At 66.2% G+C, this 16823-nt stretch carries 15 protein-coding genes; 12 read left to right on the plus strand and 3 right to left on the minus strand.

All coding sequences use genetic code 11. The features are described 5' to 3' along the window. The 4 genes from coxB (at position 1) to RKE25_RS03525 (ending at position 3769) form a co-directional block, all read left to right on the plus strand. The gene (coxB, locus tag RKE25_RS03510) at positions 1 to 960 is read left to right on the plus strand and encodes a cytochrome c oxidase subunit II (RefSeq protein ID WP_311840880.1); all 960 of its coding nucleotides are present in this window, start codon (positions 1 to 3) and stop codon (positions 958 to 960) included. A 54-nt stretch (positions 961 to 1014) separates the two neighbouring features. Continuing rightward, a complete protein-coding gene (gene ctaD, locus RKE25_RS03515; RefSeq protein WP_311840881.1) occupies positions 1015 to 2631 on the plus strand; it encodes a cytochrome c oxidase subunit I in 1617 nt (538 codons plus the stop codon). A 52-nt stretch (positions 2632 to 2683) separates the two neighbouring features. Then, on the plus strand, positions 2684 to 2815 hold the full coding sequence (locus tag RKE25_RS03520) for a hypothetical protein (RefSeq protein ID WP_311840882.1): 132 nt from the start codon (positions 2684 to 2686) through the stop codon (positions 2813 to 2815). A 66-nt stretch (positions 2816 to 2881) separates the two neighbouring features. Further along, entirely contained in the window at positions 2882 to 3769 is an 888-nt protein-coding gene (locus tag RKE25_RS03525; RefSeq protein ID WP_311840883.1) for a cytochrome c oxidase subunit 3, read from the plus strand. 190 nt (positions 3770 to 3959) lie between these two features. Here RKE25_RS03525 and RKE25_RS03530 read toward each other — a convergent pair whose 3' ends face one another. Next, entirely contained in the window at positions 3960 to 4175 is a 216-nt protein-coding gene (locus RKE25_RS03530) for a twin transmembrane helix small protein (RefSeq protein WP_311840884.1), read from the minus strand. Between the two features lie 59 nt (positions 4176 to 4234). Between RKE25_RS03530 and RKE25_RS03535 the strand changes: the two genes are divergently transcribed. The 8 genes from RKE25_RS03535 (at position 4235) to RKE25_RS03570 (ending at position 15698) form a co-directional block, all read left to right on the plus strand. After that, positions 4235 to 4975, plus strand: coding sequence for an SURF1 family protein (locus tag RKE25_RS03535; RefSeq protein WP_311840885.1), 741 nt, complete (start codon positions 4235 to 4237; stop codon positions 4973 to 4975). After that, positions 4972 to 5541 carry a hypothetical protein gene (locus RKE25_RS03540; protein WP_311840886.1) on the plus strand — a complete coding sequence of 190 codons (570 nt, stop codon included), beginning with the start codon at positions 4972 to 4974 and terminating at the stop codon, positions 5539 to 5541. Before RKE25_RS03535 ends, RKE25_RS03540 begins: the two co-directional genes overlap by 4 nt. After that, a complete protein-coding gene (locus tag RKE25_RS03545; RefSeq protein ID WP_311840887.1) occupies positions 5541 to 6698 on the plus strand; it encodes a COX15/CtaA family protein in 1158 nt (385 codons plus the stop codon). The genes RKE25_RS03540 and RKE25_RS03545 overlap by 1 nt, the downstream gene beginning before the upstream one ends. A gap of 34 nt (positions 6699 to 6732) precedes the next feature. Further along, positions 6733 to 7638, plus strand: coding sequence for a heme o synthase (gene cyoE, locus RKE25_RS03550; protein WP_311840888.1), 906 nt, complete (start codon positions 6733 to 6735; stop codon positions 7636 to 7638). A gap of 314 nt (positions 7639 to 7952) precedes the next feature. Further along, positions 7953 to 8186 (plus strand): hypothetical protein, encoded by a 234-nt coding sequence (locus RKE25_RS03555; RefSeq protein ID WP_311840889.1) that lies wholly within the window; start codon positions 7953 to 7955, stop codon positions 8184 to 8186. Positions 8187 to 8353: 167 nt separating this feature from the next. Beyond that, positions 8354 to 11020: a magnesium-translocating P-type ATPase gene (mgtA, locus tag RKE25_RS03560; RefSeq protein WP_311840890.1), complete on the plus strand. Its 2667-nt coding sequence runs from the start codon at positions 8354 to 8356 to the stop codon at positions 11018 to 11020. 57 nt (positions 11021 to 11077) lie between these two features. Then, positions 11078 to 12733, plus strand: coding sequence for a Na/Pi cotransporter family protein (locus tag RKE25_RS03565; protein ID WP_311840891.1), 1656 nt, complete (start codon positions 11078 to 11080; stop codon positions 12731 to 12733). Between the two features lie 217 nt (positions 12734 to 12950). After that, positions 12951 to 15698, plus strand: coding sequence for an Ig-like domain-containing protein (locus RKE25_RS03570; RefSeq protein ID WP_311840892.1), 2748 nt, complete (start codon positions 12951 to 12953; stop codon positions 15696 to 15698). Positions 15699 to 15721: 23 nt separating this feature from the next. On the opposite strand, the gene RKE25_RS03575 is transcribed toward RKE25_RS03570, so the two are convergent. Together RKE25_RS03575 and RKE25_RS03580 are read right to left on the minus strand one after the other, a co-directional pair. Then, positions 15722 to 16537, minus strand: coding sequence for a sterol desaturase family protein (locus tag RKE25_RS03575; RefSeq protein ID WP_311840893.1), 816 nt, complete (start codon positions 16535 to 16537; stop codon positions 15722 to 15724). Between the two features lie 7 nt (positions 16538 to 16544). Further along, positions 16545 to 16820 carry a hypothetical protein gene (locus tag RKE25_RS03580; RefSeq protein ID WP_311840894.1) on the minus strand — a complete coding sequence of 92 codons (276 nt, stop codon included), beginning with the start codon at positions 16818 to 16820 and terminating at the stop codon, positions 16545 to 16547. Positions 16821 to 16823: the final 3 nt, after the last annotated feature.

Genomic DNA, 16823 nt, shown 5'->3' on the forward strand with positions numbered 1-16823 from the left:
ATGACATCTGGCGGCATCAGGATCAAGGCACGATGGGCGAAGATCTGCGCGCTGTTCGCTGGCGCAGCCTGGATTGACCAGGCCATCGCCAACCCGGAACCCGGTCAGCTGAACATGACGCGCGGCGTGACCGAATGGTCCCCGGTGCCGTACTTCCTCAACAACGTCGCCCTGGGTGTCTGCATCGTCATCGGCATCGTGGTGTTCGGCGCGATGTTCGTGGCGATGTTCCGCTTCCGTAAGTCGCGCGGCGCGGTGGCCGAGAAGTGGTCGCACAACACCACGCTCGAAGTGATCTGGACCACCATCCCGGTGATCATCCTGATCGTGCTGGCCTACCTGGCCACCGGCGGCCTGAAGACGTTCGCCGACACCACCGGCTCGCAGATGACCGTGAAGGTCACCGGCTACCAGTGGAAGTGGCGCTACGACTACGTCGACTACCAGGGCAAGGCGATCGAGAAGGTCGGCTTCATGTCCAAGCTGGACAAGGAAAGCGACGAAACCCGCCAGCTCAAGTCGGGCATGGACCCGAACGCCGTCAAGGTCGACGGTTACAACACCTATCTGCTCAATGTGGACGAGCCGCTGGTGGTTCCCACCGGCACCAAGATCCGCTTTGTGATCACCGCCGGCGACGTCATCCACTCCTGGTGGGTGCCCGCGCTGGGCTGGAAGATGGACGCCATCCCCGGCATCGTCAATGCGGCCTGGACCAACATCAAGGAGCCTGGCGTGTACCGTGGCCAGTGCGCCGAGCTGTGCGGCCAGGACCATGGCTTCATGCCGATCGTGGTGAAGGCGGTGCCGAAGGCCGAGTTCGAGCAGTGGCTGGCGCAGAAGCAGCAGGCCGCGCAGCCGCAACCGCCGGCCGCTCCGGCCGCGCCTGCCGCCGCTTCGAGCGCCGCCGCGCCCAAGACCGCGCAGGCCGCCGTCCCGGCGTCGAACCCCCAGGGCTGATCCGGCCGCTCCACGTCGTCCCACAGAATTCCGCTTAGGTAGAGGTGCAAGGCCATGGCCCACGCAGCCACCCACGATCACCACGACGACCACCACGGCGCGCCGAAGAACTTCTTCGTGCGTTGGTGCATGTCCACCAACCACAAGGACATCGGCACGCTGTACCTCGTGTTCTCGCTGCTGATGTTCTTCCTCGGCGGCAGCTTCGCGATGGTGATCCGCGCCGAGCTGTTCAAGCCCGGCATGCAGCTGGTGCAGCCGTACTTCTTCAACGAAATGACCACGATGCATGCGCTGGTCATGATCTTCGGCGCGGTGATGCCGGCCTTCGTGGGCCTGGGCAACTGGATGATCCCGCTGATGATCGGTGCGCCGGACATGGCGCTGCCGCGCATGAACAACCTGTCGTTCTGGATCCTGCCGTTCGCCTTCGCGCTGCTGCTGTCCACCCTGTTCCTCCCGGGCGGCGGCCCGGCCGGCGGCTGGACCATGTATCCGCCGCTCTCCCTGCAGGGCGATTCGGTGGCCTACGTGGTGTTCGCTGTCCACTTGATGGGTATCAGCTCGATCATGGGCGCGATCAACATCATCGCGACCATCCTCAACATGCGCGCGCCGGGCATGGACCTGCTGAAGATGCCGGTGTTCGTGTGGAGCTGGCTGATCACGGCGTTCCTGCTGATCGCGGTGATGCCGGTGCTGGCCGGCGCGGTGACCATGCTGCTCACCGACAAGTACTTCGGCACCAGTTTCTTCAATGCCGCCGGCGGCGGTGACCCGGTCCTGTTCCAGCACATTTTCTGGTTCTTCGGGCACCCCGAGGTGTACATCATGATCCTGCCGGCGTTCGGCCTGATCTCTGAGATCATCCCGGCGTTCGCCCGCAAGCCCATCTTCGGCTACAAGGCGATGGTGTTCGCGATCGCCTCGATCGCCTTCCTGTCGTTCATCGTGTGGGCGCACCACATGTTCGCGGTGGGCCTGCCGCTGGGCGGCGAGATCTTCTTCATGTACGCCACGATGCTGATCGCGGTGCCCACCGGCGTGAAGGTGTTCAACTGGGTCAGCACCATGTGGGGCGGCTCGATGACCTTCGAGACCCCGATGCTGTTCGCCGTGGCCTTCGTGATCCTGTTCACCATCGGCGGCTTCTCCGGCCTGATGCTGGCGCTGGCCCCGGCCGACTTCCAGTACCACGACTCGTATTTCGTGGTGGCGCATTTCCACTACGTGCTGGTGACCGGTGCGATCTTCGCGATCATCGCGGGCACCTACTACTGGCTGCCGAAGTGGACCGGCCACATGTACAGCGAGTTCTGGGGCAAGGTGCACTTCTGGAACAGCGTGGTGTGGGTGAACGTGCTGTTCTTCCCGCAGCACTTCCTGGGCCTGGCCGGCATGCCGCGCCGCATCCCGGACTACAACGTCGCGTTCGCCAACTTCAACATGATCAGCTCGATCGGCGGTTTCCTGTTTGGCGCCTCGCAGCTGATCTTCCTGGGCGTGATCGTCCATGCCGTGTGGTTCTCCAAGAAGAAGGCCACCGACCGCGTATGGGAAGGCGCGAAGGGCCTGGAGTGGACCGTGCCGTCGCCGGCGCCGTACCACACCTTCGAGCTGCCGCCGGTGATCCACGACGACGAGCTGGCCCACGGGCACGTCGAAGACTGACAGATCCAAGGCGCCTTCCGCCGCGAGGCGGCAGGCGCCGGTAACGCATGCGATGAATCGGCAAACGACGGAAACGGAACAGGAAGCGCGCCGCAGCGGCGCACGGCGTACCGCCCTGGTGGTCGCGGCGATCGCGGTAGCGATCTTCCTGCTCTCGATCTGGCAGATGCTCCGGTTCTCGTAAGGCGGTTCGCATGTCCCGCGCAGTCCGGCGGGCGGAAGTAACGAGGAAATCCACGGGAATCTCACCATGGGTCAGCAGCAAGGCGCTTATTTCGTACCGACCAAGAGTTCATGGCCGATCGTGGCCGCGGTCGTCATGTTCGTCACCGTCTTCGGTGCCGCGCACTGGCTGAACGCGCAGCCGGGCGAGGCCGGGTTCGGCAAGACGGTGCTGACGGTTGGTTTCGTCGGCATCCTCGGCATGTTCTTCGGCTGGTTCCGCTCGGTGATCCGCGAATCGCTGGCCGGCAACTACAACAGCCAGGTGGACACCTCGTTCCGCATGGGCATGATGTGGTTCATCTTCTCCGAAGTGATGTTCTTCGGCGCCTTCTTCGGCGCGCTGTTCTATGCACGCATCTACTCGGTGCCGTGGCTGGGCGGCGAAGGCCACGGCGTGCTGACCCACCAGTTCCTGTGGAGCGACTACGCGGCCGCCTGGGGTGCCAACGGCGGCGGCGGTCCGGCCCGCATCGGCGGCGATTTCCAGACCGTGGCGCCGTGGGGCCTGCCGCTGCTGAACACGCTGATCCTGCTCACCTCCAGCGTGACCATCACCATCGCGCACCATGCGCTGAAGGCCGGCCATCGCGGCAAGCTGCTGGTGTTCCTGGCGCTGACCGTGCTGCTGGGCGCGACCTTCCTGTACTTCCAGGCCCACGAGTACATCGAGGCCTACAAGGAGCTCAACCTGACGCTGCAGAGCGGCGTCTACGGCTCCACGTTCTTCATGCTCACCGGCTTCCACGGCATGCACGTGACGCTGGGCACGATCATGCTGGCGATCATCTGGTTCCGCTGTGCCAAGGGCCACTTCAGCAAGGACCACCACTTTGGTTTCGAGGCGGTGGCCTGGTATTGGCACTTCGTGGACGTGGTGTGGCTCGGCCTGTTCATGTTCGTCTATATCCTCTGAGATGCCGCTCGCGCGGCCGGCGCTTGCAGAGGTGCCGGCACCGCCACGAAAAAGCCCGCCATCCGGCGGGCTTTTTTTCGTTGAGAGGCTGGCGCTGTCGAAGGAAACGTCTGCGTCCGGTTCCGTCGGCGCCTGCGGCGACCGGCCGGAATGTCGCGGGCGAGGCGCCGGCCCCGGCGGGCCGCTACAATCAGCGGCCCACGCCGTGCGGGTGCAGCCAGCCCATCCAGATGCCGAAGACGACCATCAGGATGAGCAGCACCGAGAGCCCGATGCGGCGCGTCAATGCCCACACCGTGCGCTTGCTGCCGTCCTTGTCGGTCATCATGAAATACAGCGCCTGGCCGAGGTTGAACAACACCACCAGCAGAAGAATCACCAGCGCATATTTGTAGATGGTTTCCACGTGATTGGCCCAAAGGACGATGACATCCGCAGTATAGCCCTGGCCTGTGGTGGCTCCGCATGAGCCTGCTGCGGCGTCCCCGCTGGTGGGCCGTGCTGCTGACGCTGGCCGGCGTGCTGCTTTTCCTGCGTCTGGGCGCGTGGCAGCTGCACCGCGCCGACGAGAAGGAAGCACTTCTGCGTCGCTATGCCGCAGCGGAGCAGGGGCCTGTGCGCGAATTTGCCGCGGTGGGCGAAACCCCGCCGGCCGATGCGTTTCCGCGCGTGCGCGTGGCGGGCGAATTCCTGCCGGGCCGTACATACCTGCTGGACAATCCCAAGCACGATCAGCGCGGCGGCGTGGAGGTCTACGCGCCCTTCCGGCCGGACGGCAAGGAGCGCCTGCTGCTGGTGGATCTGGGCTTCCTTCCTGGCAACGGCACGGACCAGTCGCCGCAGCTGCCGCCCCTGCCCGAAGGCCGGAAGGAGCTCACCGGTTTCTATCAGCCCGCGCCGGGCGTGGGTTTCGAGATGGGGGGCGATGCGCTCGCGCGCCAGGCCCACTGGCCGAAGACCACCGTCTATCTGGACCTCGACCAGGTGTCGAAGGATCTGGGCACGTCGCTCTATCCGCGCGTGCTGGCGCTCGAGCCCGACGCTTCGTCCATCTACGTGCGCGAGCACACGCCGGATTTCAGCGCGATGCCGCCGGCGCGCCATCGCGCCTATGCCTTTCAATGGTTCACCTTCGCCGCGGTGGCGGTGGTGATGTTCCTGTTCCTGCACCGCAAGCGCAAAGCGACTTCGGGGGATGCGCAATGAACCAGCCCAGCCAGACGGCGCAGCGCGCCGGCCGCTTCAAGCTCCTGCTGATCATGGCGGTGTTCGCCGCGCCCATGTTGGCGGCCGGGCTGCTCACGCTCAGCGGCTGGCAGCCGGCCGGCAAGGCCTATGGCCAGCCGGTGACGCCGCAACGCAATTTCGCGCAGGAAAACCTGCGCGTCGTGCTGGATGACGGCCAGGCCTGGGCCTGGCGCGCGGAGCAGCCGCAGCTCACGCTCGTCGCGCTGCCCGGTCCCGGTTGCGCGAAGCAATGCCTCGACGGCCTGACCAAGATCGCCGCCGCGCGCATCACCCTCAATCGCAACGCACCGCGTCTGCGCCTGCTCTACGTGGGCGAGCCGCCCGCCGATGCCGAGCGCGACGGCATGAAGAATTACTGGCGCATCGGTTCGGACGTGGAGGGGCGGCTGGCCGCCTGGCGCCCGTCCGCCCCCGACAGGGTGTCCGCGCTGCTGGTGGAATCCAATGGCACGGCGCTGGCCTACTATCCGGTCGATTTCGATCCGACCGGCTTGCGCAAGGACCTGCAGAAGGTGATCCGCTGATGCCCTCCCGTTCCGTGAAGATCCTCCGCAGCCTGGCCCTGCTCGCCGCGGTATTCGCCTTCGGCGTGGTGATGTTCGGCGCCTTCGTGCGCCTGTCCAATGCCGGCCTCTCCTGCCCGGACTGGCCGACCTGCTACGGCAAGGCCACGTGGCCGCAGCATTCGCACGAGATCGCCCAGGCGAACGAGGCATTTCCCGATCGTCCCTACGAGACGCACAAGGCCTGGCGCGAGCAGGTGCATCGCTTCCTCGCCGGGACGCTCGGCATGCTGGTGTTCGCGCTGGCGCTGGTGGCGAGCTGGCGGCGGCCGTGGGCGCGCTATGCGGTGATCGTGTCGGCCATCCTCGCCGCGGTAGGCGTGAGCATGTACATGCGCGGCGAACATGCTGTGTCGTCGATCGTCTCCGCCTTCGCCATCGGCCTGCCTTTGCTGGCCGCGTTGCGTCTCGGCCGCCCCGGCGCGTGGCGCATCAGCGTGCTCGCCTTCGGAGTGATCATCTTCCAGGCGATGCTCGGCATGTGGACGGTGACCCTGCTGCTCAAGCCCATCGTGGTGATGGGCCACCTGCTCGGCGGCATCACCACCTTCGCGCTACTCGCGTACGCTGCGCTGCGCTTCGCCGGCGTGAGCGCGCGCGACGACGCTTATGCGGACCTGCGCCGCTTCGTGACGGTGGGCATCGTCCTGCTGGTGGCGCAGATCGCCTTGGGCGGCTGGACCTCCGCCAACTACGCGGCGCTCGCCTGCGGCACGGACTTCCCCACCTGCCTGGGCCAGTGGGTCCCGCCCACCGACTTCAAGGAAGGCTTCGTGCTGTGGCGCGGCGTGGGCGTGAACTACGAGGGCGGTGTGCTCGACATGGCCGCGCGCAGTGCCATCCAGGTCGCGCACCGCATCGGCGCGCTGGTGGTGTTCTGCTACCTGGCCTGGCTGGCACAGCGCGCCACGCGCCGCGGCTTGCGCGGCTTCGGCCTGGCCATCGCCGTGGTGCTGGTGGCGCAGGTGCTGCTGGGCATCAGCAATGTGCACTTCGGCCTGCCGCTGCCGGTGGCGACCGCGCACAATGGGGTGGCGGCCCTGCTGCTGCTCGTGCTGCTGGCGACACTGGCGCGCACGCAGCGCCGGCACGACGATGCCATGTTCCAGAGCCTGTGACCGGATGAGCACGCCCCGGATGGACAACGCGCGGATGAACCCATTCAACGAATACCTGGAGCTGACCAAGCCGCGCGTCGTCGCGCTGCTGGTGTTCTGCGCCGTGATCGGCATGTTCCTGGCCGTGCCCGGCGTGCCGCCGTGGCGTGCGCTGGTGTTCGGCACGCTGGGCATCTGGCTGGCATCGGCTTCCGCGGCGGCATTCAATCACCTGATCGACCAGCGCATCGACAAGCTGATGGCGCGCACGGCGCATCGCCCGCTCGCCACCGGCCATCTCTCGCCGCGGCAGGTACTGGTGTTCGCGCTCGCGCTGGGCGTGGTGTCGATGCTGATCCTGGTGCTTCTCGTGAACCCGCTGACAGCGTTGCTCACCTTCGGCGGACTGATCGGCTACGCGGTGATCTATACCGCCTACCTCAAGCGCGCCACGCCGCAGAACATCGTCATCGGCGGGCTCGCCGGGGCGATTCCGCCCGTGCTCGGCTGGACTGCCGTGACTGGCGAGCTGCATGCGTTCGCGCTGCAGCTGTGCCTGATCATCTTCGTGTGGACGCCGCCGCATTTCTGGGCGCTGGCGATCTTCCGCCGTGACGATTACTCGCGTGCGCAGGTGCCGATGCTGCCGGTGACGCACGGGGTGGTGTACACGCGCTGGCACGTGCTGTTCTACACGGTGCTGCTGTTCCTGGTGACGCTGCTGCCCGCGCTCACCGGCTACAGCGGGCTCATCTATCTCGGCGGCGCCGTCGTGCTCGGCGCGGGTTTCCTGTTTTACGCGATCCGGTTGCTCAATCCGCCGGACGAGTTCTTCGCGATGAAGGTGTTCAACTACTCCATCGTGTACCTCATGGCCCTGTTCGCCTTCCTGCTGGCCGACCACTGGCTGGCGGACCCGCTGATCCAGCCGCAGGGCATGGTGTTCCAGCGCGCGGCCTAGTGATCCGCCGGCGCGGCGGCGCAAAAACTTTCGCACGCGATTCAGCGATTTATCGTTGACACTCCCGCACCGCAGCAAGACAATGCGCGCGCCATCCGGCGCGCTGCGTCAGTGGCACTCCTGTCCGACCAAACCAAGGCATATGGACGTTTACCCTAGTCGCAACGTCGACATCCGCGAGCATCGGGTGCCGGCATTGCATAACAAGCTGACTGTCTGCGGCGACCGCCTGCGGTCGGCCGGCGCTTTCCTCGACTAGGGAAGTCCGGCCCACTCCTGACGGCGCCTACGACGCCGTAACGAGGAGATGGGCCATGAAGCTCCTTCGCGATTTTCTCCGTCTGCACACCGCGGGTCGCGGCCTGCTGGGCCGCCGCGCCGCTTCCCGTCGTACCTGGACCGTCACGGTTCCCGCCCCGCTGAACAAGCCGTCGCAGTCGCCGGTCACGCTCGCCGTGCACTACGGGCGCGAGCGTTCTGCGGTGCGTCGCCATGAATCCGCCGCGCCGAAAGGCCTTGGTCATCTTCAGCTGGTATCTCAGCGCTGAAGGGGACTGAAGCGATGAAGCGCATCGTGCTCCGCAAAGGCTGGCCCCCGCCAGGATCGCAGCGCGGGCCGCGCGTGCGGCCTTAGCGCGGGCGCCGGTGTACTGCGGGCGTAAGCCCGTCGGCTCGCTGGTCGGCCCCGGTTCCAAGCCTTTCCCGGAAGCGAGTCATGATCAAGCATTCCACTCATACTGTCGCCGCCAAGGCGACCGGCAAGAGCGCCGGCGCGCCCGTCCGCGTGGCCGTCGCGCTGGAAGCGTTCCGCCATAACGAAGCGCTGTTCGCGGCACTGGATACCAGCGCGGCCGGCCTCGACGCCGAGCAGATCGCCGAGCGCCTGGACCGCGACGGCGCCAACGAGGTCTCGCACGAGAAGGCGCCCCACTGGTCGCGCCAGCTGCTGCGCGCGTTCAAGAACCCCTTCATCATCGTGCTGCTCTTCCTGGCCGTGGTGCAGCTGTTTACCGATGGTGACGACCTGACCGGGCCGATCATCGTCGCGGTGATGGTAGGCATCAGCGTGCTGCTGAGCTTCACGCAGGAGTACCGCTCGTCCAAGGCGGCCGAGAAGCTCAAGGCCATGGTGCGCAACACCGCCACGGTGACGCGCCGCGCCGAGGACGGCCACAGCGAGCGCATTGAAGTGCCGGTGGGCGAGCTGGTCGCGGGCGACATCGTGCACCTGGCCGCGGGAGACATGGTGCCGGCCGACCTGCGCCTGTTCAGCGCCAAGGACCTGTTCATCAGCCAGGCCATCCTCACCGGCGAATCGCTGCCGGTGGAGAAGGCCGCGCCAACACCCGCGCAGATCTCCGAGGAGGCCGCGCCGGGTGCGCAGGACAATCCGCTGGATCTGCCGACCATCTGCTACATGGGCACCAACGTGGTCAGCGGCAGCGCCAGCGCGGTGGTGGTGGCGACCGGTCCGCGCACCTACCTGGGCTCGCTCGCGCACACCATCGTCGGCCAGCGCGTGCAGACCAGCTTCGACCGCGGCGTGAACAGCGTCAGCTGGCTGCTGATCCGCTTCATGCTGGTGATGGTGCCGATCGTTTTCGCGATCAACTGGTACGACAAGGGCAATTTCCTGGAGGCCTTCCTGTTCGCGATCTCGGTCGCCGTGGGCCTGACGCCGGAGATGCTGCCGCTGATCGTCACCGCCAACCTGGGCAAGGGCGCCATCGCCATGTCCAAGCGCAAGGTGGTGGTCAAGCGGCTCAACGCGATCCAGAACTTCGGCGCGATGGACGTGCTGTGCACCGACAAGACCGGCACGCTCACGCTGGACAAGATCGTGCTGGAGCGCCACCTCGACCTGTACGGCGAGGAGTCGGACGAGGCGCTGGAATACGGCTATCTCAACAGCCGCTTCCAGACGGGCCTGAAGAACCTGATGGACAAGGCCGTGCTGGAGCACCGCGACCTGGAGACCGTCGCGCAGCAGTACCGCATCGTCGACGAGATCCCGTTCGACTTCCAGCGCCGCCGCATGTCGGTGGTGGTGCGCCATGGCGACGGCGACGAGCTGCTGGTGTGCAAGGGCGCAGTAGAAGAAATGCTGTCGATCTGCGACCACGCCAAGGCCGGCGACGAAATCCTGCCGATGACCGACGCGATGCGTGCGGACATCAAGGCGATGACGCGCGGTCTCAACGAGGACGGCCTGCGTGTGCTGGTGGTGGCGGTGAAGCACCAGCCTCCGGCCGGCCGTGCCTACGGCGTAGCCGACGAGGCCGGCCTCACCGCCGTCGGCTGCCTGGCCTTCCTCGATCCGCCGAAGGACTCGGCCGCCACCGCCATTGCGGCGCTGCATCACCACGGCGTGGAAGTGAAGGTGATCACCGGCGACAACGAGGCGGTGACGCGCAAGATCTGCCGCGAAGTGGGCCTGGACGTCCAGCACTCGGCGCAGGGCAAGCACATCGAGCCGCTGAACGACCAGGAGCTGGACGAACTGGTCAAGCGCACGACGGTATTCGCCAAGATGTCCCCGCTGCAGAAGGCGCGCGTGGTCAAGTCGCTGCAGCGCCAGGGCCATACCGTGGGCTTCCTCGGCGACGGCATCAACGACGCGCCGGCGTTGCGCGAGGCGGACGTGGGCATTTCGGTGGATACCGCCACCGACATCGCCAAGGAGTCGGCCGACATCATTCTGCTGGAAAAGAATCTGATGGTGCTGGAGGAGGGCGTCATCGAGGGGCGCATCACCTTCGGCAACATCATCAAGTACATCAAGATGACCGCCAGCTCCAACTTCGGCAACATGTTCTCGGTGCTGGTGGCGAGCGCGTTCCTGCCGTTCCTGCCGATGTTGCCGCTGCAGATCCTGGTGCTGAACCTGCTGTACGACATCTCGCAGCTGTCGATTCCGTTCGACCGCATGGACGACGACTACCTGCGCAAGCCGCGCAAGTGGGATGCCAGCGACATCGGCCGCTTCATGGTGTGGATCGGCCCGGTCAGCTCGATCTTCGACATCACCACGTTCCTGCTGCTGTGGTACGTGTTCGGCGCGAACGGTACGGAGCACCAGTCGTTCTTCCAGTCCGGCTGGTTCGTGGAGAGCCTGCTCACGCAGACGCTGATCGTGCACATGATCCGCACCAAGCGCATCCCGTTCATGCAGAGCGTGGCGGCCGCGCCGGTGCTCGGCCTGACCACCGCGATCATCGTGATCGGCCTGCTGGTGCCATTCACCGGCGTGGGTACGAAGATCGGCATGATGCCGCTGCCGCCGGTGTACTTCGCCTGGATCGGCCTGACCGTGCTGACCTATTGCGTGCTCACGCAGCTGGTCAAGCTCGTCTATATCCGCCGCTACGGCCGCTGGCTTTGAGCCAACGCTGCGCCAGCGGCCCTTTTCATCTCATCCGATAAAGGAAGGAGGCATGCCATGAACGGCACCTTCGCCTTGCTCGACATCGCGGGCTATGTCGCTCTGCTGCTGTGGGGCACGCATATGGTCACCAGCGGCGTGCTGCGCGGCTACGGCAGCGCGCTGCGGCGCTGGCTGGGCCGCTATCTCGGCCATCGTCCGACGGCGTTCGCGTTCGGCATCTGCATCACCGCACTGCTCCAGAGCAGCACTGCGGCGGGGCGGATGGCGACCTCGTTCGCCGCCAGCGGTTTCCTCGGCCTGGCGCCCGGCTTAGCCGTCATGCTCGGCGCCAACGTGGGCACCACGCTGATCGTGCAGGTGATGTCGTTCGACATTTCGCTGATCGCGCCCGTGCTGGTCCTGGTGGGCTTCACCGTGCATCGCCGCAGCGACGATGCGCGTTACGAGAACCTCGGGCGCGTGTTCATCGGCCTGGGGCTGATGCTGCTGTCGCTGCACCTGCTGGTCGGCGCACTCGCGCCCGTGGAGAACGCACAGGCGCTGCGTGCAGTGCTGCAGAGCCTGGAAAGCGAGCCGGTGCTGGCGACGCTGGTGGCGGCGTTGATGACCTGGTTGTTTCACTCCAGCGTCGCGATGGTGCTGCTCATCGCTTCCCTCGCCAGCACCGGCGTGGTGGACGCGCCGGGTGCGTTGGCCCTGGTGCTGGGTGCCAACCTGGGCGGCACGCTGCCGGCCTTGCTGGAGGCGCACACGCCGACGGCGCGGCGCCTGCCGCTGGGCAATCTGCTGGTACGGGCGTTCGGTTGCGTGGTCTGCCTGCCGCTGTTGCATCCGCTGGCCTCCTGGCTCGGCGCGCTCGGCGATGCGCCGGCGCGCATCGCGGTGAACTTCCACACCGCCTTCAACCTGGCGCTGGCATTGCTGTTTATTCTTCCAGTGGAACGCATGGCGCACCTGCTGGTGCGCCTGCTGCCCGATCCACCGCGGCCGAACGACCCGGGTGTGCCGCAGTACCTCGACGAAAGCGCGCTCGATTCGGCCAACGTCGCTCTCGCCAATGCCGCGCGCGAATCCATGCGCATGGCCGACATGGTCGAAGGCATGCTCAAGGGTCTGGTCGAAGTCTTTGGCAAGGACGATCGCGTACGTGCCGCCGCGATCAGCCGCATGGACCCTTCGCTGGACCGGCTGGGCATGGCGATTCGCGCCTACCTGGCCGAACTTGGCGGCGAGGCGCTAAACGAGGAGGACGGCGAACGCAGCCAGGAGATCCTCGCCTTCGTCATCAATATCGAGCACATCGGCGACATCACGGCCAACAACCTGATGGAGTTCGCGGCCAAGAAAGCCGAGCGCGGCCAGGACTTCACCGCCGAGGACATCCAGGACCTGGCGGCCATGCATGTGCATGTGATGGAAAGCCTGCGCCTGGGGCTGGCCGTGTTCATGCGCGGCGACCTGCGCGCCGCGCAACAGCTGGTGGCGCGCAAAGAAATGCTGTGGCGCCTGGAGAACGAGGCCTCGGAGCGTCACATCCGCGAACTGCGCGACCGCCGCGATGGCGGCGGCGACGTCTATCTGCGCATTCTGCGCGACCTCAAGCGCATCCACTCGCATCTGGCCGCGCTCGCTTATCCCTCGCTGGAGCGGGCCGGCCTGCTGCAGGGCCGGCTGGTGGGCGAGGCCGCCGCTTCGCGAGCCGTGAGCTAATGCTGCGATGCGGGTCCGTTGCAAGGGTGGATTGTTCGGACGTATAGACGGCCAAATAACGTTATCTTTCGCTTGGCTTACGCAAGAACTTTCGCTTTCCCATTCCCCTTTCTGTGCGACGTGTCACGAGCGGTCATCGCTCGCGTCATACCCTTGTCAGCTGGGGCCGGATGATGTCCCTCAGGGGACATCCACACACCGAAGAGGGAGGAAAGACATGGAGTGGAAGAAGTTGCTGATCGGCGGCGCGATGACCGCCGGCATGATGGTGCTTTACCCGGCGATGGCCGGGACCTTGCCGGACCACGAAGAGTTCGAGGCCGGATTGAGCGTGCCGTTCCAGGGCGCGGGCGCACGTACCGCGACGCTGCATTTCTCGTATCCGGGCGCCGTCCAGGGCACGCCGGTGGCGTGGACGGTGGAGTTGGTCGACGCCGGTGGTCGCGTGTTGCGCAGCTGGCAGGGCCAGAGTGCGCTGCACGCCGGCGGCACGCAGGCGCAGATCGCATGGGACGGACGTGGCGCCTCGGGGGAGACGCTGAGCCCCGGCTACTACACGGTGCGTCTGCACGCCGTGGCGCTGGACGCCGGTACCGTCGCGCGCATCGGCACCGGTCTGCCGGGCCAGGCGCTCGCCGCCGCGCGTGCCAAGGCGCCGCAGCTGATCGAGGAACAGAGCTACGACGTGCTGGTGGGCAGCGTCGCCGCGCCGGCGATGCCGCATTTCAATGCCCTGCGCCACACCACCCGCACCGGCACGGCCACGACCATGGCCAGCACAGGCCTTCAGGCGCAGTCGGTGGGCACGACCGGCAGCCTGCCGTACACCATCTACTACGGCAACTTGCACAGCCAGACCAATCACAGCGACGGCGGCGGCGACGTCTCCACCTGCGTGGATGCGCAGAATCCGCAGAGCGCACCCTATGGTCCGGCGGACGCCTATCAGTACGCGCTCAATGAAGGGCTCGACATCCTGATGACGTCCGAGCACAACCACATGTACGACGGGTCGACCAGCACCAACACTTCGGCGAGCCCGACCACAGCGCACAACCTGTTCCAGTCCGGCCTGCAGGCGGCCAGCACGTTCAATGCGGCGCACGCGAACTTCCTGGCGATTTATGGCCTGGAATGGGGCGTGATCAGCAACGGCGGCCACCTCAACATCTTCAATACGCCCAGCCTGCTGGAGTGGGAGTACAACAGTTCTAACCAGCTGATCGGCGACGTGTTCACGGCCAAGAGCGACTATGCCTCGCTGTATACGCTGATGAAGAACAACGGCTGGGTCGGCCAGTTCAACCACCCGGCGTCCAGCGGGCAATTCAACGCCAACGGTCAGGATCTCGGCTATACCGCCGACGGCGATCAGGTGATGGCACTGGCCGAAGTGCTCAACAGCTCGGCCTTCTCGCACAACACCACCGAGACCGAGACCAGCCGCACCAGCTACGAGGCCGCCTTCAACATTCTGCTGGAACGCGGCTACCACGTGGCGCCCAGTTCGGACCAGGACAACCACTGCGCCAACTGGGGTGCGAGCTACACCAACCGTACGGGCGTGCTGATTCCCAACGGCACGACGCTGAGCCTGAGCGCCTTCCTGGACGCGGTGCGCGCGCGCCACGTGTTCGCCACCGAGGACAAGACCGGCCAGATCGTGCTCACCGCCAACGGCCACCTCATGGGCGATCGCTTCAGCAACAGCGGCTCGCTGACGCTGACCGTGAACTACGCCAGCACCGCCGGCCACACCGTGCAGCGCGTGCAGGTGTTCGAGGGCGTGCCGGGCAGCAACGGCACGGTGGCGACCACGTCGTCCACTGCCACCACCACCATCACGCCGGCCAATGGCGATCACTTCTACTACGCCAAGATCACCCAGGAAGACGGCAAGCAGTTGTGGTCGGCGCCGGTATGGGTGACGCAGGGCGCGAGCAGCGGTGACACCACGCCGCCGACGGTGAGTGCCTCGGAGAGCGGCAGCGCGGGCACGATCACGCTGTCGGCCAGCGCCAGCGACAACGTGGGTGTGAGCAAGGTCGAGTTCTACGTCGACGGTGCGCTGAAGGCCACCGACACCGCCTCGCCCTACAGCGCGACGCTCGATTCCACCACGCTGAGCAATGGCACGCACAGCCTGGTGGCGAAGGCCTACGATGCCGCCGGCAACGTCGGCACGAGCTCGACAGTGAGCTTCAGCGTTTCCAACGGCACGGGCGGCGATACCACGCCGCCGACGGTGAGTGCCTCGGAGAGCGGCAGTGCGGGCACGATCACGCTGTCGGCGAGCGCCAGTGACAACGTGGGCGTGAGCAAGGTGGAGTTCTACGTCGACGGCGCGCTGAAGGCCACAGACACCGCCTCGCCCTACAGTGCGGCGCTCGATTCCACCATGCTGAGCAACGGCACGCATAGCCTGGTGGCCAAGGCCTACGATGCCGCCGGCAATGTCGGCACGAGCTTGACGGTAAGCTTCAGCGTCTCCAACAGCACCACGGCGACCGAGCTGATCAAGAACGGCGGCTTCGAAAGCGGCGCCACGTCGTGGACGCAGACCACCGGCGTGATCAACAACGACACTGGCGAGGCTGCGCACACTGGCAGCTACAAGGCCTGGCTGGATGGCTATGGCTCGTCGCACACCGACTACGTGCGCCAGTCCATCACCATCCCGTCGACGGCGACCAAGGCCACGCTCGATTTCTTCATGCACATCGACACGGCCGAGACCGGCAGCACGGCGTACGACACGCTCAGCGCGCAGGTGATCACCTCCGCCGGCAAGTACGTGACGCTGGCCACCTGGTCCAATGCGAATGCCGCGACGGGCTACCAGGAACACACCGTCGATCTGTCCGCTTATATCGGGCAGACCATTCAGGTCAATTTCTACGGTGTGGAAGACAGCTCCAACCAGACCTCGTTCGTGATCGACGACGTGAGCGTGAAGGCGCAGTAAGCGTCACCGTTCGGCCCGCCGCGTCACGGCGGGCCGAACAGCGCCAGCCAGCGGCCGCGCCAGTTTTCGGCGCGGCGCAGGCCCTGCCAGAGCCGGAGCCAGCCGTGCACCGCGATGCGCAGCGGGTTGTTGCTGGTCAGGGGCCGGACCAGGCCGTAACGGCAAGGCTCATCCGGCTGCTCCGCCGCAAACGTACCGAACAGACGGTCGAAGACGATCAGGATGCCGCCGTAGTTGCGGTCCAGGTAGGGCGGATTGCTGGCGTGATGCACGCGGTGATGGGCCGGCGTGTTCAATATCCATTCCAGCGGGCCGAGCCGCGGCACCAGCTCGGTGTGCAGCCAGAACTGGTACAGCAGGTTCAATGCCAGGGCGCCCGCGATGGCCGGCAACGGGAAGCCGAGCAGCGCGAGCGGCGCGAACATGACGGCGCCGCCGCTCAGCTTGCCCGTCCAGCCCAGCCGATAGGCCGCGGCCAGGTGATAGGCGTTGGTCGAGTGATGCACGCTGTGCGTGGCCCATAGCCAGTGGACGCGGTGGTCCGCGCGATGCATCCAGTAGTAGAGGAAATCCTGCAGGAGCAGCAGCAGCGGCCACGACCACCAGCGGTTCATGGGGACGTCGGACAGGCGATGGGTGTAGGCCAGCGCCAGCAGCGCGCCGCCGAGACTGATCCCGACGGCGCGATTGACGATGGCGCGGCCGACCGCGTCGCCCATGGACGCGAAGTAGGCGCGCCAGTCGTAGCGGCCCCGGCGGTGCAGGTACCAGCCTTCGGCGGCCGCGATCAGCATCAGCAGCAACGGCAGCCATAGCAGTCGACGAGGGAGCAGGTCCATGGCGGGCTCAGCGGCTGCCGCGCATGGCGGCGGCGAAGCGGCCGATCTCCTGCAGGGTCACCCTGCCGTCGTGGTCGGCATCGATGTCGTCGAAGTGCGATGACACGCGCGGCATCGCTTTGGCTTCTTCGCGGTTGAGCGCGCCGTCGCCATCGGTATCGGCCTTGACGAAGCGCTGTTTCAACTCGTCCGCCCCGCGCGCGAAGCGATCGTTCTGTTGTGCCTGCGCGGCAAGCGGCAGCAGCAGGCAGACGAGGATGGAGGCGATGAAGGTGCGGCGCATGGT

The organism is Dyella sp. BiH032, from assembly GCF_031954525.1.
Taxonomy (GTDB): Bacteria; Pseudomonadota; Gammaproteobacteria; order Xanthomonadales; family Rhodanobacteraceae; genus Dyella_D.

Coding starts and splice junctions, on each gene's coding strand:
- coxB (WP_311840880.1), top strand. CDS start 1: ATGACATCTGGCGGCATCAGGATCAAGGCACGATGGGCGAAGATCTGC.
- ctaD (WP_311840881.1), top strand. CDS start 1,015: ATGGCCCACGCAGCCACCCACGATCACCACGACGACCACCACGGCGCG.
- RKE25_RS03520 (WP_311840882.1), top strand. CDS start 2,684: ATGAATCGGCAAACGACGGAAACGGAACAGGAAGCGCGCCGCAGCGGC.
- RKE25_RS03525 (WP_311840883.1), top strand. CDS start 2,882: ATGGGTCAGCAGCAAGGCGCTTATTTCGTACCGACCAAGAGTTCATGG.
- RKE25_RS03535 (WP_311840885.1), top strand. CDS start 4,235: ATGAGCCTGCTGCGGCGTCCCCGCTGGTGGGCCGTGCTGCTGACGCTG.
- RKE25_RS03540 (WP_311840886.1), top strand. CDS start 4,972: ATGAACCAGCCCAGCCAGACGGCGCAGCGCGCCGGCCGCTTCAAGCTC.
- RKE25_RS03545 (WP_311840887.1), top strand. CDS start 5,541: ATGCCCTCCCGTTCCGTGAAGATCCTCCGCAGCCTGGCCCTGCTCGCC.
- cyoE (WP_311840888.1), top strand. CDS start 6,733: ATGAACCCATTCAACGAATACCTGGAGCTGACCAAGCCGCGCGTCGTC.
- RKE25_RS03555 (WP_311840889.1), top strand. CDS start 7,953: ATGAAGCTCCTTCGCGATTTTCTCCGTCTGCACACCGCGGGTCGCGGC.
- mgtA (WP_311840890.1), top strand. CDS start 8,354: ATGATCAAGCATTCCACTCATACTGTCGCCGCCAAGGCGACCGGCAAG.
- RKE25_RS03565 (WP_311840891.1), top strand. CDS start 11,078: ATGAACGGCACCTTCGCCTTGCTCGACATCGCGGGCTATGTCGCTCTG.
- RKE25_RS03570 (WP_311840892.1), top strand. CDS start 12,951: ATGGAGTGGAAGAAGTTGCTGATCGGCGGCGCGATGACCGCCGGCATG.
- RKE25_RS03575 (WP_311840893.1), bottom strand. CDS start 16,537: ATGGACCTGCTCCCTCGTCGACTGCTATGGCTGCCGTTGCTGCTGATG.
- RKE25_RS03580 (WP_311840894.1), bottom strand. CDS start 16,820: ATGCGCCGCACCTTCATCGCCTCCATCCTCGTCTGCCTGCTGCTGCCG.